The 19750-nt window shown below is 71.0% G+C and carries 17 protein-coding genes; 6 read left to right on the top strand and 11 right to left on the bottom strand.

Features of this window, described 5'->3' with window-relative positions; all coding sequences use genetic code 11:
* Nucleotides 1-62 precede the first annotated feature (62 nt).
* Nucleotides 63-458 carry an FHA domain-containing protein gene (locus ACFZDJ_RS03550; protein ID WP_168508422.1) on the top strand — a complete coding sequence of 132 codons (396 nt, stop codon included), beginning with the start codon at nt 63-65 and terminating at the stop codon, nt 456-458.
* A 46-nt stretch (nt 459-504) separates the two neighbouring features.
* On the opposite strand, the gene ACFZDJ_RS03545 is transcribed toward ACFZDJ_RS03550, so the two are convergent.
* Nucleotides 505-1176, bottom strand: coding sequence for a class I SAM-dependent methyltransferase (locus ACFZDJ_RS03545; protein ID WP_390927782.1), 672 nt, complete (start codon nt 1174-1176; stop codon nt 505-507).
* 55 nt (nt 1177-1231) lie between these two features.
* On the bottom strand, nt 1232-2611 hold the full coding sequence (gene proP, locus ACFZDJ_RS03540; protein ID WP_384905183.1) for a glycine betaine/L-proline transporter ProP: 1380 nt from the start codon (nt 2609-2611) through the stop codon (nt 1232-1234).
* Between the two features lie 376 nt (nt 2612-2987).
* Between proP and ACFZDJ_RS03535 the strand changes: the two genes are divergently transcribed.
* Complete coding sequence (locus tag ACFZDJ_RS03535; protein WP_391055802.1) at nt 2988-5039, top strand: phosphatase PAP2 family protein; 2052 nt, start codon at nt 2988-2990, stop codon at nt 5037-5039.
* Here ACFZDJ_RS03535 and ACFZDJ_RS03530 read toward each other — a convergent pair.
* Nucleotides 4993-6618: a hypothetical protein gene (locus ACFZDJ_RS03530; protein ID WP_391055799.1), complete on the bottom strand. Its 1626-nt coding sequence runs from the start codon at nt 6616-6618 to the stop codon at nt 4993-4995. The two genes, ACFZDJ_RS03535 and ACFZDJ_RS03530, sit on opposite strands and share 47 nt — an antisense overlap.
* A gap of 199 nt (nt 6619-6817) precedes the next feature.
* Nucleotides 6818-8053, bottom strand: a complete 1236-nt coding sequence (locus ACFZDJ_RS03525) for a cytochrome P450 (protein ID WP_391056816.1) — start codon at nt 8051-8053, stop codon at nt 6818-6820.
* A gap of 292 nt (nt 8054-8345) precedes the next feature.
* Here ACFZDJ_RS03525 and ACFZDJ_RS03520 point away from each other — a divergent pair, with 292 nt between their 5' ends.
* Nucleotides 8346-9515, top strand: coding sequence for a steroid 3-ketoacyl-CoA thiolase (locus ACFZDJ_RS03520; protein ID WP_168508418.1), 1170 nt, complete (start codon nt 8346-8348; stop codon nt 9513-9515).
* On the opposite strand, the gene ACFZDJ_RS03515 is transcribed toward ACFZDJ_RS03520, so the two are convergent.
* The gene (locus tag ACFZDJ_RS03515) at nt 9499-9774 is read right to left on the bottom strand and encodes a DUF397 domain-containing protein (protein WP_390927788.1); all 276 of its coding nucleotides are present in this window, start codon (nt 9772-9774) and stop codon (nt 9499-9501) included. The genes ACFZDJ_RS03520 and ACFZDJ_RS03515 overlap by 17 nt on opposite strands.
* The gene (locus tag ACFZDJ_RS03510; protein ID WP_390927790.1) at nt 9734-10582 is read right to left on the bottom strand and encodes a Scr1 family TA system antitoxin-like transcriptional regulator; all 849 of its coding nucleotides are present in this window, start codon (nt 10580-10582) and stop codon (nt 9734-9736) included. The genes ACFZDJ_RS03515 and ACFZDJ_RS03510 overlap by 41 nt, the downstream gene beginning before the upstream one ends.
* 93 nt (nt 10583-10675) lie before the next feature.
* Between ACFZDJ_RS03510 and ACFZDJ_RS03505 the strand changes: the two genes are divergently transcribed.
* Nucleotides 10676-11137: an ATP-binding protein gene (locus tag ACFZDJ_RS03505; protein WP_391055796.1), complete on the top strand. Its 462-nt coding sequence runs from the start codon at nt 10676-10678 to the stop codon at nt 11135-11137.
* 131 nt (nt 11138-11268) lie between these two features.
* A complete protein-coding gene (locus ACFZDJ_RS03500) occupies nt 11269-12549 on the top strand; it encodes an esterase/lipase family protein (RefSeq protein ID WP_391055794.1) in 1281 nt (426 codons plus the stop codon).
* 74 nt (nt 12550-12623) lie between these two features.
* On the opposite strand, the gene ACFZDJ_RS03495 is transcribed toward ACFZDJ_RS03500, so the two are convergent.
* A complete protein-coding gene (locus ACFZDJ_RS03495) occupies nt 12624-13310 on the bottom strand; it encodes a DUF1275 family protein (RefSeq protein ID WP_391055791.1) in 687 nt (228 codons plus the stop codon).
* 205 nt (nt 13311-13515) lie between these two features.
* Between ACFZDJ_RS03495 and ACFZDJ_RS03490 the strand changes: the two genes are divergently transcribed.
* Complete coding sequence (locus tag ACFZDJ_RS03490; protein WP_391055788.1) at nt 13516-15252, top strand: PE-PGRS family protein; 1737 nt, start codon at nt 13516-13518, stop codon at nt 15250-15252.
* Between the two features lie 115 nt (nt 15253-15367).
* Here the strand turns inward: ACFZDJ_RS03490 and ACFZDJ_RS03485 are convergent, their stop codons facing one another.
* The 4 genes from ACFZDJ_RS03485 to ACFZDJ_RS03470 form a co-directional block, all read right to left on the bottom strand.
* Entirely contained in the window at nt 15368-15784 is a 417-nt protein-coding gene (locus ACFZDJ_RS03485; RefSeq protein WP_168490979.1) for a transglycosylase SLT domain-containing protein, read from the bottom strand.
* 374 nt (nt 15785-16158) lie between these two features.
* On the bottom strand, nt 16159-16980 hold the full coding sequence (locus tag ACFZDJ_RS03480) for an ECF transporter S component (RefSeq protein ID WP_391055786.1): 822 nt from the start codon (nt 16978-16980) through the stop codon (nt 16159-16161).
* Entirely contained in the window at nt 16977-18635 is a 1659-nt protein-coding gene (locus tag ACFZDJ_RS03475) for an ATP-binding cassette domain-containing protein (protein ID WP_391055783.1), read from the bottom strand. The genes ACFZDJ_RS03480 and ACFZDJ_RS03475 overlap by 4 nt, the downstream gene beginning before the upstream one ends.
* Entirely contained in the window at nt 18632-19747 is a 1116-nt protein-coding gene (locus ACFZDJ_RS03470) for a CbiQ family ECF transporter T component (RefSeq protein WP_391055781.1), read from the bottom strand. Before ACFZDJ_RS03470 ends, ACFZDJ_RS03475 begins: the two co-directional genes overlap by 4 nt.
* Nucleotides 19748-19750: the final 3 nt, after the last annotated feature.

Raw genomic sequence — 19750 nt, 5'->3', positions numbered from 1 at the left:
TACCAGGAGGGTTGAAGCGTCGCGCCGCGACCGGACGAACGCTGTAACTCGAAGGAGCGCACGTGCTCGAACTCACCATGGCCTCGGTCACCGGGGCGGACGCTGGTGCGACGGCCGGAATGCTGATGGCCGACGCGCCGAGCGACCCCGGAGCCGTGCTGAGGGTGGGCCGGGACCGGGCCGTGTGCCGGCTCGCGACCCCCGACGACTGGCTGTTCGTCTCCCGGGTCCACCTGGAGTTCCTGTGCGGCCCGGACGGCACCTGGCAGGTCACCTGGCTGCACGGGTCACGCCCGGAGCCCTCCGCCGAGGTACGGCTGACGCTGGCAGGACTGCCGACCCGGGCCGTCCCGTACGGCGGGACGGCGAAGCTCCCCGCGGGCGGTTCGGGGGAGATCGTCATCCTCGACCGCACAGGACCGCACAGCGTGAACGTGGGTTTCTACCACGAGACCTGAGCGCCCCCGGAGGGGGACCCGAGCGTCCCGGAGGGGGAAACGCGCGTCAGGCGAGCACGCGCGCCAGCGCGAAACCGTCGTACCCCTTGCTGCCCACCGTCTGGATCGCCGTACCGCTCAACTTCGGGTGGGTGGCGATCAGTTCGAGGGCGGCCCGGGTGCCCCGCACGCTCGGTTCGGCGCTGCCCGCCTCGGTGACCCGCCCGCCGCGCACGACGTTGTCGACGACGATCAGGCTGCCGGGGCGGGTGAGCTTGAGGGCCCACTCGACGTAGTGCGGGTTGTTCACCTTGTCGGCGTCGATGAACACGAAGTCGAACGGCTCCGGGTTCTCCTCGGCCAGCTTCGGCAGCGACTCCAGCGCGGGGCCCACCCGCACCTCGGCGATCTTGTCGAGGCCCGCGCGGGCGAGGTTGCGGCGGGCGACCTCGGCGTGCGTGGCGTCGTACTCGAAGGTGATCAGCCGGCCGTCGGCCGGGAGCGCGCGGCCCAGCCAGATGGTGCTGTAGCCGCCGAGGGTGCCGATCTCCAGGATGCGGCGGGCGCCCTGGATCTCGGCGAGCAGCTGGAGCAGCTTGCCCTGGTTCGGCGCGACAGCGATCTGCGGCAGCCCCGCGGCGTCGCTGTCGCGCAGGGCCGCCGTCAGTGTCTCGTCGGCGGGGGCGAGGAGGGTGGCGAAGTAGTCGTCGACTTCGTTCCAGAGCTGCGACTCGCTCATGAACCATGCCTTTCGTATGCCTAGTTAGATGCGCTAACTAGTCCCACGGGCAAAGTTACACGGCGGGTGCGGAGCCCGGCAGTGGGCGCCCCGCCGATTCGGTCATGAACCACACCGCGACACCACCGATCACGGCCGCGGCCATCATGTAGTAGGCGGGCATCATCATGTTCCCGGTCGCCCCGATGAGCGCCGTGGTCACCAGCGGGGTCGTACCGCCGAAGAGCGAGACGGAGACGTTGAAGCCGATGGACAGCGAGCCGTAGCGGACCTTCGTCGGGAAGAGCGCGGGGAGCGCGGCGGGCATCGCGGAGGTGAAGCAGACCAGCAGCAGGCCCAGCGCGCCCATGCCGAGCGCGACCGCGAGCAGACTGCCCTGGCGGATCAGCAGGAGCGCCGGGACGGACAGGGCGAGGAAGCCGACGCAGCCCGCGGCGATCACCGGGCGGCGGCCGATCCGGTCGGTCAGCGCGCCCGCGAAGGGCTGGACGACCATCATCAGCGCCATCACGCCGAGGACGACCAGCAGGCCGTGCGTCTCGTCGTACTTCAGCTCGCTCGTCAGATAGCTCGGCATGTACGACAGCAGCATGTAGTCGGTGACGTTGAAGACCAGCACCAGGCCGACGCAGAGCAGCAGCGCGCGCCACTGGCCCGCGACCATGTCGCGCAGCCGCACCTTGGGGCGGTCCGCCTCCTTCTTGGAGGCCTTCGCCAGCTCCGCCGCGAACGCCGGGGTCTCTTCCAGGCGCATGCGCAGATACAGGCCGATGATGCCCATCGGGCCCGCGATCAGGAACGGGACGCGCCAGCCCCAGGACAGCAGGTCCTCGGTGGACAGGAAGGCGGTCATGAGGGTGACCAGGCCGGCGCCGCCGATGTATCCGGCGAGCGTGCCGAACTCCAGCCAGCTCCCGAAGAAACCGCGCTTCTTGTCGGGCGCGTACTCGGCGATGAAGGTGGAGGCGCCCGCGTACTCGCCGCCGGTGGAGAAGCCCTGGACGAGCCGGGCCGCGAGCAGCAGCAGGGGAGCGCCGACGCCGATCGTGGCGTACGAGGGGATCAGGCCGATCGCGAAGGTGCCCGCCGCCATCATGATCATGGTGAGGGCGAGGACCTTCTGGCGGCCGACGCGGTCGCCGAGCGGGCCGAAGACCATGCCGCCGAGCGGGCGGACGAGGAAGGCCGCGGCGAAGGCGCCGAAGGTGGACAGCAGCTGCGCGGTGGGGTTGCCGGAGGGGAAGAAGACCTTGCCCAGCGTCACCGCGATGTAGCTGTAGACACCGAAGTCGAACCACTCCATCGCGTTGCCCAGGGCCGCCGCCTTGACGGCCCGCTTGACCAGGGCCGGATCGGTGACGTAGGCCTCGGGCGGCGCGGGGGTCCGGGGTCGGGGCACGGCGGGGGTGACTGCTGTGGCGGACGGCAAGGGCATGCCTTTCGTAGGGGACGGGGGCGTGGCTCACCCGGAAGTGGGCCGAAAAGCGACCATAGGGGCACTTGTCCGCGTTACGTGCCGTAGGCAACTCGATGCATAGTGCAAGTAAATGCGCCGTACGCAGGGGTGCAGGCCTGGCCGCGCACCGCTTTTCCGGGGCCTGTCTGTGAGCTATGTCGCGAACGAAGGGGGGAGCCGGAACCGTGCGCGCACTATCGTCATCCGGACAAAAGGCGGGAGGCCGTCAGGTGAAGAGGGGGTTGCCTGCGTCTCTCGATCGGGGCGTGCGAGCCTCGTAAGGGTCCGGGCGGAGTCCGGCCGCACGGGACGCACGGGGTGAACGGGACAAACGGGGTGGGAGGGTCGGCGGGGCGTGGCGAACGTTGAGCACGGCGGGACAGTGGGCAATGCCTTCGGGGCGGGGGCGGCGGAATCGGCGAGAGCGAGACTGCGCGCGATCCGCATCGGGCTGTGGGTGATCGCCGCGGTCCTCGCGATACGGCAGGTCACCGTCGTGCTCAGCACCCCGAAAGGGGAACGGCTGACGGACCTGGAGACCTGGGTCGGACCCAACGGCGTCCTGCATGTGAAGGGATCGCTGTACGACTCGACGCAGTTCACCGGCACCCCCTTCGGAGGATTCGTCCTCAAACCCCTCACCCGCGCCGCCGAACAGGCGCTCGGCTGGGGCTGGACCTTCGGCAGCCTCTCGCTGGTCGTCGTGCTCGGCCTGGTCGTCGCACGGGCTCTGCCCCAGCCGGTGAGCCGGCGCACCGCCCTGCTCGCCGCGCCCGTCGCGATCAGCCTGTTGATGCTGTCGCTGCCGGTGCGCAACGCCCTCTACCTCGGCCAGACCAGCATCATCCCGGTGCTGCTCGTCCTGCTGGGCTGCTTCGGCGTCCGGGGCGAGCGCGCCGGCGGCCTGCTGATCGGCGTCGCCGCCGCCCTGCAGCCCACCATGCTGCTCTTCGCGCCGCTGCTCTGGTTCACCGGTCGCCGCCGCGCCGTCGAGTCCACCGCGATCACCTTCGCCGGCCTCGGCGCGCTCGCCTGGGCCGTGATGCCGCACGACTCCACCACCTACTGGGTGCACCACCTGGCGGGCGTCGGCCTCGGCGGGGACGCGGACGACCTCTCCAACCAGTCGCTGCACGGCGCGCTGCTGCGGCTCGGCCTCAACGGCCCGCTGGAGATCGCCCTGTTCCTGCTGCTCGGCGCCGCGGTCGCCGCCCTCGGGCTGCGCCGCGCCATCCGCTACGCACGGGACGGGCAGCTGCTGCTGGCCGTGGCGATCACCGGCTGTGTCGCCGTCGTCGTCTCGCCCACGTCCTGGCAGCACCAGTTGCTGTGGGTGCTGCTCGCGCTGGTCGGCAGGGTCGGCAAGAAGACCTCGGACCGCCCCATGTGGCCCGTCGCCGTCATCCTTGTCATGACGCTGCCCGCGAAGATGATGCTGCCGAACATGGCGGCGCTCTTCCCGCTGCGCGACAACGTGGTGCTGCTCGCCGCGCTCGCCGCCGCCACGATCGTGCCGTTCCTCTCCCGCACCTCGGAGTACTACCGGGCGCCGATCCCCACCGACTACGCCCGGCCCGTCCCCACACGCTGGAAGCGGTTGCCGCTGCTCCCCTTCCTCGGCCGCGTGTTCACCCGCCCGAACCTGCTGCTCGAACTGCTCCTGATCCGCGTCGGCTACTCCGCCTACCAGCGGGTCAGGCTCGCCGCGACGGGCGGCACCAACGCGGGCGGCCGGACCACCGCCGAACACCACGGCGCCCAGATCCTCTCCATCGAGCGGTTCCTGCACATCGACATCGAGCACTGGGTCAACCACACCGTGTTCAAGGTCGAGTGGCTGCGGGACTTCTTCGACTTCTATTACGAGTCGTTCCACTTCGTCGTCCCGCTCACCGTTCTCGGCGTGCTCTACGTCCGCCGCCCCGGCGACTACCGCTGGGCGCGCTCGGCGCTCGGCTTCGCCACCCTGATAGCGCTCCTCGGCTTCTGGCTCTTCCCGCTCGCCCCACCGCGCCTGATGCCGGGCCTCGGCATCATCGACACCGTGCACGGCGTGCAGGACTTCTCCAAACCGGACTACGGCACGCTGACCGCGCTGACCAACCAGTACGCGGCGATGCCCTCGCTGCACTTCGGCTGGTCCCTGTGGTGCGGAGTCGTCATCGCGGTCCTTGCGCCCAAGTGGTGGATGAAGGCGCTCGGCCTGCTGCACCCGCTGTTCACGGTCTCCGCGATAGTGGCGACCGGCAACCACTGGGTGCTGGACGCGATGGGCGGCGCGGCCGTCGTCGGCGCGGGCTTCGGCCTGACCCACCTCCTCCAGGGGCCGCGGCCGAGGCCGCTGATGAAGCCCGTGGAGGTCAGCACGAAGGACCCGGTCCCCGTGACGGGGCGTACCCCGAGCTGATCCGGTACTCGCCCGGCTCGGTCACCGTCAGCCGCGTGAACTCGCCGTCCCGTGTCAGACAGCCGCCCGGCGCGCGCAGCCACGGTGAGTACGCGACCCGCACGGTCACCGGGCCGGGCACCGGCACCCGTACGTCCACCTCGGCGCTCGTCGTGCGCAGCACGGTGGCGGGCGCCGACACCAGCGGTACGGCGTCGCGCACCCGCAGCACCTGCCAGTTGGCGTCGCTCCACACCGGTTCCAGCCACGCGGGCCGGCTCCTCACCAGCCGCGCCTCCGCCTCGGCGAACCCGTCCGGCTTCCCCGCCGGCAGTACGACGAATCCCACCGCCCAGCGGTCCAGCCAGGCCCGATAGGTCGCCTCCGAGAACGAACCGTCGTAGAACAGCCGCCCCCGCTCCATGTCCAGCTGACGGTTCCAGCCGCGCGCCAGGTTCACATGCGGGGCGAGCGTGGAGGCCTCGCGGTGGTTGCGGGCCGGGACCACCTCGACACGGCCACGGCCGGCGCCGAGCCGCTCCAGCGTCCGTACGACGCCGTGGGTGTCGGCGGCCCAGGCGGGCACGGACGTGGACACCTCCAGGTCGTCGATGGTCTTCTGCCCGACCCAGACGACGGAGAGCACGAGCGCCACCACCAGCGCGATCCGCCGCACCAGGTGCGGCCCGGGCGCGGTGAGCAGCGCCGCAAGCAGCGCGGCGGGCGCGAACAGCTCCGCGAACCGCTCCACGTTCGTCCCCACCGGGGAGGCGATCAGATACGTCAGCACGGTCCCGGCCGCGTACACGACCCCGCACCACCGGGCCACCCGCCAGCCGCGCGGGGCCAGCGTGGCGAGGGTCAGCCCCAGCAGCACGGGCGGCCAGATCCGGCCCGAGGGCATCAACTGCTGTCCGGCGAAGGGGAACAGCAGCGTGGTCGCCCCGACGACGACCACCGGCGGCACCAGCAGCACCCCGGCCCGCACTCGGTCCCGTACGGCGAGATGTCCGGCGCCCACCACCACCAGGAACAGTCCGGCCACCGGGCTCGCCATGGTCGCCAGTGCCGCGTACGCCGCTGCCGACAGTGCCCGCCGCTCGCCCGTCAGCAGCACACAGGCGGCGAGACCGAGGGCGACGCCGAGCGCGAAGGTGGTGCGCCCCGAGGCGACGTTGCACCACAGCGCGAGCGAGGCCAGCAGCGCGGGGCCCACAGGCCGCCGTATCCCCGTGCGGGCGATCAGCACGGCGGCCAGCCAGGTGGCGGCGAGCCCGGAGACCACCGTCACCGGGCGCACGCCCAGCGCGGCCATCAGATACGGCGAGATCAGGCTGTAGTTGGCGGTGTGCATCCCGCCGTACCAGAAGAGGTTGTACGCCGATCCGCCGTGCCGCGCCACGAACTCCGCCCACGCCACCTGGGCCGCGAGATCACCACCGCCGGTCGCGAGGAAGGCCCACCACACCGCGTACAGCGGCAGCACGGGGAGGGTGACGAGGAGGGGGAGGCGGTGGCGCAGCCAGAACGCGTGATGCGGGCGTTTTCGGCGTACGGCCGGGTGGTCGGGCCGGACGGGGGTCAGCTCGGCAGAGACCACGGTGCACCGGTTCCGTTCGAAGCGTGGGTTGTCTTCGGAGGTGGGGGGATGGCTGAGCCACCGGTGAAGACGCGAAACGGAACGGTGACGTTCATCGGAGGTTCGTCTCGGGGGAGGCAGGGCCTGGGGGGATGCTCCTGCCTCCCGAGGGACGGGCCGACGGGCACCGGGAGTCCGTCGGCCCGAGCGTGCGGTGCGGTCAGCCGGCGTCGACCTGGAGTTCCTTGACGCCGTTGATCCAGGCGGAGCGCAGTCGGCGCGGGTCGCCGACCAGGGTGAGGTCCGGCATCGCGTCGGCGATCGCGTGGAAGATGAGGTCGATCTCGAGGACGGCCAGGGACTTGCCGAGGCAGTAGTGGGGGCCTCCGCCGCCGAAGCCGAGGTGGGGGTTGGGGTCGCGGGTGATGTCGAAGGCGTCCGGGTTCTCGAAGACCTCGGGGTCGTGGTTGGCGGAGGCGTAGAAGATGCCGACGCGGTCGCCCTTCTTGATCTGCTTGCCGCCGAGTTCGGTGTCCTGGGTCGCGGTGCGCTGGAAGGAGACCACCGGGGTCGCCCACCGCACGATCTCCTCGGCCGTGGTCGCCGGACGGGTGCTCTTGTACAGCTCCCACTGCTCGGGGTGGGTGAGGAAGGCGTGCATGCCGTGGGTGATGGCGTTGCGGGTGGTCTCGTTGCCGGCGACCGACAGCATCAGCACGAAGAAGCCGAACTCGTCGGAGCCGAGGTTGCCCTCGTCCTCGGCCGCCACCAGCGTGCTGACGATGTCCTTCGCCGGGCACTGCTTGCGGTCGGCGGCCATGTTCATGGCGTACGAGATGAGCTCGGCGGCCGACTCGGCGCCGACCTCCTCGGTGATGGCGTACTCCGGGTCGTCGTACGCGATCATCTTGTTGGACCACTCGAAGATCTTGATGCGGTCGTCCTGGGGGACGCCGATCAGCTCGGCTATCGCCTGGAGGGGCAGTTCGCAGGCGACCTCGGTGACGAAGTCGAAGGGGCCCGAGTGGGCGCGGGCGCCCTCGACGATCGCGAGGGCACGGGAGCGGAGCCGTTCCTCCAGCGCCCGGATGGCCCTTGGCGTGAAACCGCGTTGCACGATCTGGCGGACGCGGGTGTGCTCGGGTGGGTCCATGTTGAGCAGGATCAGCCGCTGGGCGTCGATCGCGTCGCGCTGCATGTGCTCGTGGAAGCGGATGATCGCGGTGTTGAGGGAGGAGGAGTAGATCTCCGGGTGCGTGGAGACGTACTTGACGTCCGCGTGCCGGGTGACCGCCCAGTAGCCCTCGTCCTGGAAGCCGGCCAGACCGGCGGGCTGGGGGATCCAGCGGACGGGTTCGGCCCGGCGCAGTTCGGCGAACTCCGGCAGAGGCACGCGGTGGTGCAGCAGATCGGGGTCGGTGAAGTCGAACCCGTCGGGCAGCGCGGGACAGGGCATCGGCGACCACCCACCATTCTGACGGTCCATCAGGAATCCGGAATTGCCGTGAAGGTAGTAACGGGTTCTATAAGTCGCAAGAGGTACGGCGCCCCGAATTCCGTGGGGAGTTCGTGCAGATCACGACTTCGAGCGCTGCACGACCCTTGCGGCGCGGGGGCTCCGATCCGCAGACTGCACACAGAACTGGTACGCGTTCTAGTTCTGCGCGGTGGGTGGGCCGGGACGCCCCGCGCTGCGCGGGTCAGCAGGGCCTGGCCGCCGGGCAGGCCTGAGGAGAGGACGAGCCCCCATGGCCGCGGAACCCGTGATCGTCGAAGCCGTACGCACCCCCATCGGCAAGCGAGGTGGCGCGCTCGCCAACCTCCACCCCGCCTATCTCCTGGGCGAGACCTACCGTGAACTCCTCGGCCGCACCGGCATCCACGCCGACTGCGTCGAGCAGATCGTCGGCGGCACGGTGACGCACGCCGGCGAGCAGTCCATGAACCCCGCGCGCACGGCCTGGCTCGCCATGGGCCTGCCGTACGAGACGGCGGCGACGACGGTCGACTGCCAGTGCGGCTCCTCGCAGCAGGCCTCGCACATGGTGGCCAACATGGTCGCGGCGGGCGTCATCGACGTCGGTATCTCGTGCGGCGTCGAGGCGATGTCGAGGGTGCCGCTGGGCTCCGGCTCCAAGCACGGCCCCGGAAAGCCGTTCCCGGACGAGTGGAACGTGGACCTGCCCAATCAGTTCGAGGCCGCCGAGCGCATCGCGCGGAACCGTGGATTGACGCGCGAGAACGTCGACTCGCTGGGGCTCGTCTCCCAGGAGCGTGCCGCGAACGCCTGGTCGGAGGAACGCTTCAAGCGCGAGACGTTCGCCGTCCAGGTGCCGACCACCGAGGACGAACAGCGGGCCGGACAGGGCATGTGGCGCCTCGTCGACCGCGACGAGGGACTCCGCGACACGTCCATGGAAGCACTGGCCGGCCTCAAGCCGGTGATGCCGACCGCCGTCCACACCGCGGGCAACTCCTCACAGATCTCGGACGGCGCGGCGGCGATCCTCTGGGCGTCCAAGCGGATGGCCCGGGCGCTGAAGCTGCGCCCGAGGGCGCGGATCGTGGCCCAGGCCCTGGTGGGCTCGGACCCGCACTTCCATCTGGACGGCCCGATCGACGCGACGCGCGCGGTGCTGGGCAAGGCCGGGATGTCCTTGAAGGACATCGACCTCGTGGAGATCAACGAGGCGTTCGCTTCAGTGGTGCTGAGCTGGGCCCAGGTCTTCGAGCAGGACCTGGAGAAGGTCAACGTGAACGGCGGTGCGATCGCGCTCGGGCACCCCGTCGGGGCGACGGGTGCCCGGCTGATCACTACTGCCCTGCATGAACTGGAGCGACGGGACAAGGAGTTCGCGCTGATCACCATGTGCGCGGGCGGTGGACTGGCCACCGGGACGATCATCCAGCGGTTGTAGTCCAGGAGACGAAGGTGGCGAAGGCGGCGGGGGCGATCGTGAGGATCGGGCCGGTGGGGTTTTTTGAGTCTCGTACGGCGATGGTGGTGTCCAGGGTTTCGGCGATCTCTAGGCAGTCGCCGCCCTGGTCGCCGCTGTGCGTGGACTTGCGCCAGGCCAGGGGGCCGAGGGGCGCGCATTCGATGCAGTCGCCGCCCTGGTCGCTGCTGTAGCTGGACTTACGCCACCGGGCCCCGGCCGGAATCGCGTTGATCGCCATACTCTTCCTCCATCACGCGCCGGATCAGCTCCGCCGAGTCCCTGAGGGAGAGCGCGGCGGCTCGCAGATGATCGTAACGGAGCGAACAGTCCCTGACGGTGTCCGGGTTGGCGGTCGGATGCCCGCTGCCGTACCCCTCGGTGTAGACGATGGTCGGATCGCTCGCGAAGCGGTAGAGGTTGAATGAGCCGGTCAGTCCCGCGTGCGCTCCGACCCTGTACGGCAACACCTGAATGTTGATCCGGGGATTGCTCTCGAATGACAACAGGTGGGCCAGTTGCTCCCGCATGGTCTCCGCTCCGCCGATCTCCTGGCGTAGAGCGGCCTCGCTGATGACCGCCCAGAGGACGGGCGGCACCTCCTTCTCGAAGATGCGCTGACGGGCCAGTCGTACGGCGGTTCGGTCGTCGAGGTCGCTGTCGTCCAGTGCGCCGAGCACGGCACGTACGTACGCTCCGGTCTGGAGAAGGCCATGGACCATGTGGGTCTGGAACGTGCAGATCTCGACCGCCCGCGCCTCCAACTCCGCCACCTGTTGGAACCAGGCCGGAAGTTGACTACGCATCACCAGTCCGACCAGCCGGGACAGTAACCCACCCGTTCCCAGCGCCGCGTCCACCCGCTCGCTGAACTCCGGCGTCGGTAGCTTCCTCGCCGTCTCGATCTGGCCGACCAGTGAGCCGGTGTAGTTGACGATGTCGCCGAGCTGCCGCTGTGTCAGGCCTGCGGACTCACGATGGCGCCGCAACTCGAACCCGTAGTAGTCGAGCGGGGACGCGCCCGGGTCGAGGATGTTGATATGGGTCACGTACGGCCCCTCTCGCGCGCAACTCGGTCCACTCCAGGACCCGTTGTATTCGGTCCGTAGCCGAGCGTAGTCGTGCGAGGTCAGTCTCGTAGCGTGAACGAACACATTCCCCCCACCCTCCTGGGCCCCCGCCCCGCCCAGTACACGATGCGGATCACCGTCGGCGCACACTCGGCCCGGCACGTCCGGCGGATCGTCAGGTCGCTGCTGGAGGAGAGGGACTTGGCCGAGCTGACCGACTCCGTGGAGCTGGCCGTGACCGAGCTGGTCGCCAACGTCGTACGCCATGTCCCGGACCGGCGCTGCGCGTTGCTGGTGCTGCGGCAGGCGGCCGGAGTGAGGGTGGAGGTCGCGGACGGCTCCCCGCAACCACCCCGCGTGCCCACCGAGTTGTCGCCGGAGGCGGAGGGCGGTCGCGGGCTCGTGCTGCTCGACGCGGTGGTCGACAAGTGGGGTGTGGGGCCGGGGCCCGGGGGCGGCAAGACGGTGTGGTTCGAGTGCCGACCGGCTCGGCCGCCGGGCCAAACCCGTGGGGCTGGGAATCACTCATGGTGATGATGATCGTGCGAGGGAACCCGAACATCCGTTTTTGTCCCCTGATGATGAGCCCCACATCCAAGTCGCACGACCCCGGGGCATATGCCCTCGGGGTCTTCGTGCGGCCCGAAGGAAGGGGATCGACCGCAGTGAGCAATGAGAAGGCGGCCCGCGAGCAGCAGTACGTCGGTTCGATCGGGCTGATGGCCCCGCTGGACCAGCCGAAGCCGCCGCCGGCTAAGGAGCCGGACGAGACGTGGCACTTCGGCCGTCACCTGAACCCTCATGAGGAGGGCCAGGAAGGCTACGTGCCGGTCTACGACGGCACCGCCTGGGTGTACTACGGCAAGGGCCACAGCGGTGTGCAGCGGCCGGTGCTGATGTCCGACGGCTTCAACATGGGGCCCAGCAGTCTGGACGAGCTCTACGACGGCTTCGAGCGGGGCGAGTACCCGCTGATGAGCCAGTTGCACGAGCGCGGGCGGGACGCGGTCATCTTCGGCTACGGGGAGCGCTCCGCGTCGATCCTCGACAACGCCGGGTACGTGATCGAGGCGATCACGAGGCTGATCGACGAGCGCAAGGGCAAGGAACCGCTGGTGGTCGGCGGGTTCAGCATGGGCGGTCTGGTCACCCGCTATGCCCTGGCGCGGATGGAGACCCAGAAGATGGACCACCAGACCGGGATGTACTTCTCCTACGACAGCCCCCACCGGGGCGCGTGGGTGCCGATCGGTCTGCAGGCGTTCGCGCACTACATCAAGCGCGGCAACCCGGCCAACAGCGCCCTGTCGGACCAGATCAACAGCCCGGCCTCGCGCGAGCTGATGTGGCGGCACATCGAGACGGTGGACGGCACTCCCGGGCAGGACAAGGCCCGCTCCGACTTCCTCGCCGCCCTGGAGGGCGTCGGCAACTGGCCGAGGCGACCGCGGAAGATCGGTGTCGCCAACGGCACCGGGAACGGCCGGGGCACGGGGATCGCGCCCGGCGCGGAAGCGTTCCGCGCCACCGGGATTCTGTTCCCCGGCACCACCATCTACACCCAGTCCGAGGGCGACGACGCCGTGGTCGCCGAACTGAAGGCGAACTTCGGGAAGGACGAGACGATCACCACCGACGGGTTCCCGGAGATCGACGGCGCTCCCGGCGGGACGCTGGCCTCCTTCGGTATCGCCGCCAACGTCATCAACAAGCTGATCCCCGGCAGCGCGGTGGCCCCGGTCCCCGAGATCTGTTTCGTGCCCTCGGTCAGCGCGGTGGCCGTCCGCGACGTGGACACCACCGCCCTCCTGAACACCGACATCGACGCCCTCGACCCCAGCGAGAGCGAACTCGACGCGTTCCTGTGCGCCTCCCAGAACGAGGAGCACACCAAGATCACCGAACGGCTGTGCACCTGGCTCCTCGCCGAACTCGACCAGCGGTAGCCCCGCCCGGATCAGTAACGGTCACAGCCGCCCGGCCGCGGCAGCACGCTGGTGCTGCCACGGCCGGTTTCGCGTCACTCCCGCCCCGAAGTAGCGACCGCCAGAACCCCCGCCAGCACTGCCGCGAGCAGCAGGGGGATGCCCAGGCCGTGGTGGATCACCAGCCATGCGCCGAGCGTCGCGCCCGCCAGCATGGCGAGGACGGCCGCCGTGCGGCGGGGGGAGCGGTGGCCCGAGCCGTCGCCGGCCGCGGACTCGGAGGCGAGGCCGGTCAGGGTCATCGTCAGGACGGTGGTCGTGAGGTCCGGCACGCCGAGTTTGCGCACGGTCGCGTTGCGCAGGCCCATCGCGAAGGCCGTGAGGGCGATCAGGGCGTAGGTGGTCGCGGTGGCGCCCGGCGCGACGATGGCGACCACCGCGGAGGCGCCCACGAACACCGCCTCCGCGGTGAGTGTGACCCGCGCCCAGGTCCGGCGTGAGCCGCCGCCGTACCGCCCCGCGATCCGGCCCCCGGCCGCGGCGCCCGCCAGGAAGAAGGCCAGCGAGGTCGAGGTGTGCGGGATCGAGAAGCCGGGGGCGCCGGCCGCGGCGAAGCCGAGTACCACCACGTTGCCGGTCATGTTCGCCGTGAAGACGTGCCCGAGTCCGAGATAGCTCACCGCGTCGATCAGCCCGCTGACCACGGTCAGCGACAGCAGCACCACCACCAGACGCACCCCGCGCGCCTCGGGGTCGTGCGTCTTCTTCGTCTCGGTGCTCATACGGCCTCCGGTCAGCGGGACGGGCCCGGCGCGCCGCGCCCCTGGGGCAGCCGTGCCCGTGGGGTCCTGCGGGCTGCCCCTTGTGTCCTTCCCTGCGCGCGTGTCCCGGAGCCACCATGACCCCTTACACCTTCGGGGGCAACGGAAGCGGGCGCTCAGGCGTACGACGGGAGCCCGGTGGATGAAGAGGTGGGTGGAGGGGCGTATGGACAGGCGGCAGTACGGCGAGGGCGGGCGCTCACGGGCGGGATCACCGGCACGTACCGCGCCCCTGCCGCGCCCCGCCTCTCCGGGCCCCCACCGGACCCGGACCGGGTCGGACGCCACGCCCAGGACGCCCGCCGAGATGGCGGCGATCCAGCGCACGGCCGGCAACCGGGCGGCGTCCGTCGCCGTGCAGAGGGTGGGGGAGTCGAGCACGAGCGCGCCTCCCGCCGCCGAGGAGTCCGGCCGGGAGGTGCAGGGCGCGGCCGTGATCACGCGGCTGAGCCGGTCGATCGAGGGCCATGTCGTCGTGGCGAAGATGAAGGTGAACCCCCTGGCGCCGGGCACGTGGTGGCCGGAGCACTGGATGCCGGAGGGGCCCGCGCGCCTGAAGCGCACCCTGGAGCGGCGGGTGATCAGCGGCGAGCTGTTCGGCGCCCAGGACCTGGAGGACATCAGGACGCTCTCCCAGGTGAACCCCCAGTGGCTCGCGAAGGTGGGTATCGGCACCTTCAAGGAGTCCGAGGAGTACATCAAGGGCGACCACAAGGACTGGCTGAGGAACCTTCCGGGCAAGCGCATCCTCGCCGCGACCCTGGCCTTCCAGCGAAACGCGCCGGGCACGCGCCCGGTGGGCGCGCCCACCCCGATCGCCCCGGACTACACCCTCGGCCGTTTCATGACCACCAAGGCTCCCGGAGTCCCGGACGAGGAGAAGCAGCCCCTGCGGGCCGAGCGGGACGAGCAGATACGGCAGACCGCCGTCGACACCCTGTACCCGGCCGGACTCCCGTCCGAACGCCTCCACCCCGACGCGGACAAGGCCGAGACGGTGAAGCACGCGGCGAGGGACGCGAAGGCCCGTGATGTCTTTACCTCCGTCCTTCTCCTGCTGCAGCACGGACTGAAGACCTACGACCCGGGGGCGGGCGTGGCCGCGCATGTCGACTACCGCGAGGGTGACGTCGTGCGGGCGCTCGCTCACGGCGGCCGGGTCAACATCCGCATCCCTGCCCTGCGCGGGGGCGAGTCGCCCCAGTCGTTGACGGACTTCCTGGGCGTCACGGACCGGGGCCGGCGCGCGGGGTTCGTCGACAAGCGTGATTTCGCCACGCACCGCACCGCCATCGAGAAGAACAAGGAGGGCGGCGAGCCGGGCAAGTTCCAGGAGAAGGGCGGTATCGGCGCGTCCGTCGCGAACTTTCTGACGCCGGCCGTGCCCCATGTCGGGCCCGAGCGTCCGCAGCTCATGGGCATGGACATCTCCGGCGGCGGGTTCGGCTCGCAGGACTGGAACGGCGACGTGGTCCTGCCGAACGGCTCGTACGGCCACATGCTGCTGATTCTCACCCCGCCGACCGCCGCCAAGGACGGCTCCCTGCTGGTCGGCATCGAGACGATCAAGCCCCATGCCGAGAGCCCGGTCGGCTATGTGCACAACGCCCGGTCCACCGAGGCCACGGCCAACCCCGAGTCGGTCCTGCACGGTCACAAGGGGGACAAGGTCGGCACCGGCGGGTTGAAGCACAACGAGCGCCTGGTGGAGCTGCGGGAGCTGGGGAAGGCCCAGGGAAGCGGGGACTGGCGGGCGTTCCTGGACCGGATCAAGCGGGAGTGGCTCGACGAGCTGGAGAAGAACAAGGGCGACGTCGCCGGGCAGCGGAAGATGTACGAGCGGCTCGTCGGCCGACGGCGGCACTTCTACGAGCAGACCGAGCAGGGCGAGCAGGCCGAGTAGGCCGATTCGTTCGACGTTCGGTGGGCATGGCGAAGGCGGCGGCCCCGGGGATCGGGGGGCCGCCGCCTTCGCGTATACGGGTGCCGTGTGGCTCCGGTGGTCACCGGTGGGCCGCTCAGTACCAGTTGTGGGCCTGCCAGAAGTTCCAGGCGGCGGCCGGGCTGCCGTAGCGGGAGTTCATGTAGTCCAGCCCCCACTTGATCTGGGTGGCCGGGTTCGTCTTCCAGTCGGAACCGGCAGTCGACATCTTCGCGCCGGGCAGGGCCTGGACCAGGCCGTAGGCGCCGGAGGAGGAGTTCGTGGCGCTGGGGTTCCAGCCGCTCTCGTGCTCGACGATCTTGCTGAAGGCACTGAACTGCGCGGCGTCCGGGATCATCTTGTGCGCGATCGCCTGGGCGGAGGAGGCCTGGCCGGTGGCGGCCTGAGCGGGGCTCGCGGCGAGGACCATGCCGGTGGCGGCGGCGGCCACGGCGGCGGTGGTGAGGACCTTCTTCGGGGAAGCGGCGATGTTGCGGATGAAGGAGACGGACACGCGGAGAACCTCTCTTAGGAAACAGGGCGGTCGCGGTGCGCCGTGACCACACGACGTGTGGTGGGGGCGTACATCGGCGCCGCGGCCCGGGTGGGCTCGTGGCGCCTGGCGACTGCTCCAGAGAAACAGGCTCAGGGGGCGTCCGCAATGACCCCTTTTACTAGTGGTGGTCGCATCCGGGGGAAACGTCCCTTGTGTGACCTGGGTCTCAAACCCCAGGTCAGAGGGGTTGACGACGCGTCCATGCCACGCCTTCAGGGCTACTAGCCCGCTTCGTATGTGACGTGGGTCCTATGGGGTGCTTCACCCCGCGACTGACAGAAGGTGTGCGGGTGCCTACGGGGCGCGTCCGGACGGTGTGACCTGGACCGCACTCACCGGGGTTCGAAGGTGACCGGTGTCTCAAAGGCGGCCCGTCGCGTTGCCCTGCGCAGCGCCTTGAGGAGGGGCGCGCCGAGCGTGAGGGTCAGGACGACGGTGACGACGGCCCGGCCCAGGTCCCAGCCGAGGGAGGTGGCCAGGCAGTAGGCGAGGAAACGGGCCAGGTTCGCGGTCACGTCGGCATGCGGGTCGAAGGCGACGTTCGAGGCCAGCGCGCCCATGAAGGGCCAGCCGGCCAGGTTCATGACCGTGCCGTACGCGAACGCGGCGCAGAACCCGTACGCCGCGAGCAGGGCCAGTTCCCCGCGCCCGCGTAGCTGGTCGGGGCCCGGCAGCAGCCCGGCGCCCATCGTGAACCAGCCCATCGCGAGCATCTGGAACGGCAGCCACGGACCCACCCCACCCGTGAGCAGCGCGGAGGAGAACATGGTCACGGACCCGAGCACGAACCCGAACCCCGGTCCGAGCACCCGGCCGCTCAGCACCATCAGGAAGAACATCGGCTCGATCCCGGCCGTCCCCGCGCCGATCGGCCGCAGCGCGGCGCCGGTCGCGGCCAGCACCCCCAGCATGGCCACCGCCTTCGGACCGAGCCCGGACTCGGAGATCGTCGCCGTGACGACGGCGACGAGCATCACCAGCAGCCCCGCGAACAGCCAGGGCGCGTCCTGCGCGTGCGCGACGACCTGCGAGGTGGGGTCGGCGAAGAGCGGCCAGCCGAACCCGGCGACCCCGACGGCGCTCACGAGGCAGAGGGCGGCGAGGGAGCGGGGGCCGAGGCGCACGGCTCTGGTCCGGACCTCCGGTGTCGTCATGTGAGGGCCTCCCTGACCTGGGTGACCGTGAGCCACGGCTGCGGCGCGAGCACCTTCGTGACCTGGGGGGCGAAGGACGGGGAGGCGACGACCACCTCGGCCGTGGGGCCGTCGGCGACGATCTCGCCGTCCGCGAGGACGACGACACGGTGTGCGAGCTCGGCGGCGAGTTCCACGTCGTGGGTGGCCAGGACGATCGCGTGACCCTCGGCGGCCAGGCCGCGCAGGACCGTGACCAGGCGGGCCTTCGCCGCGTAGTCCAGGCCGCGGGTCGGTTCGTCGAGGAGCAGGAGCGGGGGGCGGGCCGTCAGGACGACGGCCAGCGCGAGCGCCAGCCGCTGCCCCTCCGACAGGTCACGGGGGTGGGTGGCGTCCCCGATGTCCGGCAGCAGCTCGGACACCAGGGCCCGGCAGGTGCCGGGCTCGGCCCCCGCGTCCTCGTCGGCCGCCGCGCACTCGGCGGCGACCGTGTCGGCGTACAGCAGGTCGCGCGGTTCCTGCGGTACGAGACCCACCCGGCGTACGAGGTCCCGTGGTGCCGTGCGATGCGGGACCGCGCCCCCGACCAGGACCGAACCGGCCGCCGGTTGGACCAGGCCGACCAGCGTGCCGAGGAGGGTGGACTTCCCGGCTCCGTTGCGGCCCATCAGCGCGATGATCTCGCCGGGGGCGGTGGTGAGGTCGACGCGCCGGAGCGCCTCGACGCGGCCGTGGCGGACGGCGAGGGCTTCGATCGAGGCCGGGGCCGTCGCCCGTGGAGTTGTCGGCTGCGGAACGCTCGCCCGCGGAACTGTCGGCTGCGGGGTCCTAGGTTGCGGGGTCCTCGGCTTCGGGACGAGTTCCGCGAGCCGCTCCCGCAGGGACCCCGCCCTGCGCCGTGCGTCGCGCACCGTGAGGGGGAGCGGGGACCAGTCGGCCAGCCGGCCCAGGTCCACCACCGGCGGGTACACCGGGGACACGGTCATGATCTCGGACGGGGTGCCGAGGAGCGGCGCGGCGCCCGGGGACGGGAGCAGGGCGACCTGGTCGGCGTACTGGATGACGCGTTCGAGGCGGTGTTCGGCCATGAGGACGGTCGTGCCGAGGTCGTGGACGAGGCGTTGCAGGACGGCGAGGACCTCCTCGGCGGCGGCCGGGTCCAGGGCCGAGGTGGGCTCGTCGAGGACCAGGACCCGCGGGTGGGGGGTCAGGACCGAGCCGATGGCGACGCGCTGCTGCTGGCCGCCGGAGAGCGTGGCGATCGGGCGGTCACGGAGGTCCGCCAGGCCCAGCAGGTCCAGGGTCTCCTCGACGCGTCGGCGCATCACGGCCGGCGCGAGGCCCAACGACTCCATGCCGTAGGCGAGTTCGTCCTCGACCGTGTCCGTCACGAAGTGCGACAGCGGGTCCTGGCCCACCGTGCCGACCACGTCCGCGAGCTCGCGCGGCTTGTGGGTGCGGGTGTCCCGTCCGGCGACCGTGACCCGGCCCCGCAGGGTGCCGCCCGTGAAGTGCGGCACGAGACCGGAGACCGCGCCGAGCACGGTCGACTTGCCGACGCCGGAGGGCCCCACGAGCAGCACGAGTTCACCCTCCGGGACCTCGAAGTCCACGCCCTGGACGGTGGGTTCGACGGCTCCGTCGTACGTCACGGAGACATCCTCGAAGCGGATCATGAGGGGTCCTTGGGGGTGGAGGGTTCCCGTGAGGGGGGTGTCGGGGCCACGAAGGCGGGGAGCAGGCCGAGCATGATCGCCGCCGCGGGCCAGAGGGGCAGGGCCGGGGCGGTCAGCGGGAGGACGCCGGGGCTCAGGGCCGCGGCGTCGTACGTGGCGGAGACGATCAGTCCGGCGGCGACCGCGACTCCGGAGCCCGCCACCAGCCAGGCCCTTACGCCCCACACGTCCGGGCAGTAGCGCGTACGGACCGAGCGGCGCCCGCCCAGCCACAGCCCGCCGAGCGCCGCGGCCACTCCGGCGAGCAGCACGGGCAGGCCGTAGGTGCCGCCCTCGGCGGTCAGCACTCCGTACGTGCCCGCGCAGACGCCGAGCAGACCGCCCAGCGTCAAGGCGGTGGTCGTACGGCGGACGGCGGGCGGTACCTCGGCGGTGCGGCCGTAGCCGCGGGCGTCCATCGCCGCCGCGAGGGCGACCGAACGCTCCAACGCGCCCTCCAGGACCGGGAGTCCGACGTGCAGCAGGCCGCGCAGCCCACGGTCGGGGCGGCCGCGCAGACGGCGGGCGGCGCGCAGTCGCCGGCCGTCCGCGATCAGGTTCGGCGCGAACGTCAGCGCGACGACCACCGCGACGCCCGCCTCGTACAGGGCGCCCGGGAGTGACTTCAGCAGCCGTGCCGGGTTCGCGAGGGCGTTCGCCGCGCCGACGCAGATGAGGAGCGTGGCCAGTTTCAGGCCGTCGTACAGCGCGAACAGCAGGCCCTCGGCGGTGACCCGGCCGCCGATACGGATGCCCTGGGCCCAGTGGGGGAGGGGGAGTTCGGGGAGGGTGACGAGGAGGTGGGTGCCGGGGATGGGGGAGCCGAGGAAGACAGCGAACGCCAGCCGGATTCCGAGGACGGCGATACCGAGTCTGACGAACGCGGTGTAGGAGCGGGCCCAGGGGGCGTCGGTCCGGCGGGCGGCCACCACATAGCCGGCCACGGCTATGAGGAGGGCGAGCAGGAGGGGGTTGGTGGTGCGGGAGGCGGCGGTTCCCAGGCCCAGGGCCCAGATCCACCAGGCTCCTGGGGGGAGGGCGTTGGAACGGTGTGCCTTCGGCGCGCGTGTCATCGT

The organism is Streptomyces sp. NPDC007896, from assembly GCF_042959425.1.
In the GTDB taxonomy this organism is placed as follows: Bacteria; Actinomycetota; Actinomycetes; order Streptomycetales; family Streptomycetaceae; genus Streptomyces.
Note: the sequence above shows the minus strand (reverse complement) of the source record. Positions and strands in the feature narration are given on the sequence as shown.

Excerpts from the sequence above, each read along its gene's own strand:
- ACFZDJ_RS03545 (WP_390927782.1), bottom strand. The coding sequence starts at position 1,176 with ATGAGCGAGTCGCAGCTCTGGAACGAAGTCGACGACTACTTCGCCACC.
- proP (WP_384905183.1), bottom strand. The coding sequence starts at position 2,611 with ATGCCCTTGCCGTCCGCCACAGCAGTCACCCCCGCCGTGCCCCGACCC.
- ACFZDJ_RS03525 (WP_391056816.1), bottom strand. The coding sequence starts at position 8,053 with ATGCCCTGTCCCGCGCTGCCCGACGGGTTCGACTTCACCGACCCCGAT.
- ACFZDJ_RS03520 (WP_168508418.1), top strand. The coding sequence starts at position 8,346 with ATGGCCGCGGAACCCGTGATCGTCGAAGCCGTACGCACCCCCATCGGC.
- ACFZDJ_RS03515 (WP_390927788.1), bottom strand. The coding sequence starts at position 9,774 with ATGGCGATCAACGCGATTCCGGCCGGGGCCCGGTGGCGTAAGTCCAGC.
- ACFZDJ_RS03495 (WP_391055791.1), bottom strand. The coding sequence starts at position 13,310 with ATGAGCACCGAGACGAAGAAGACGCACGACCCCGAGGCGCGCGGGGTG.
- ACFZDJ_RS03490 (WP_391055788.1), top strand. The coding sequence starts at position 13,516 with ATGGACAGGCGGCAGTACGGCGAGGGCGGGCGCTCACGGGCGGGATCA.
- ACFZDJ_RS03480 (WP_391055786.1), bottom strand. The coding sequence starts at position 16,980 with ATGACGACACCGGAGGTCCGGACCAGAGCCGTGCGCCTCGGCCCCCGC.
- ACFZDJ_RS03475 (WP_391055783.1), bottom strand. The coding sequence starts at position 18,635 with ATGATCCGCTTCGAGGATGTCTCCGTGACGTACGACGGAGCCGTCGAA.
- ACFZDJ_RS03470 (WP_391055781.1), bottom strand. The coding sequence starts at position 19,747 with ATGACACGCGCGCCGAAGGCACACCGTTCCAACGCCCTCCCCCCAGGA.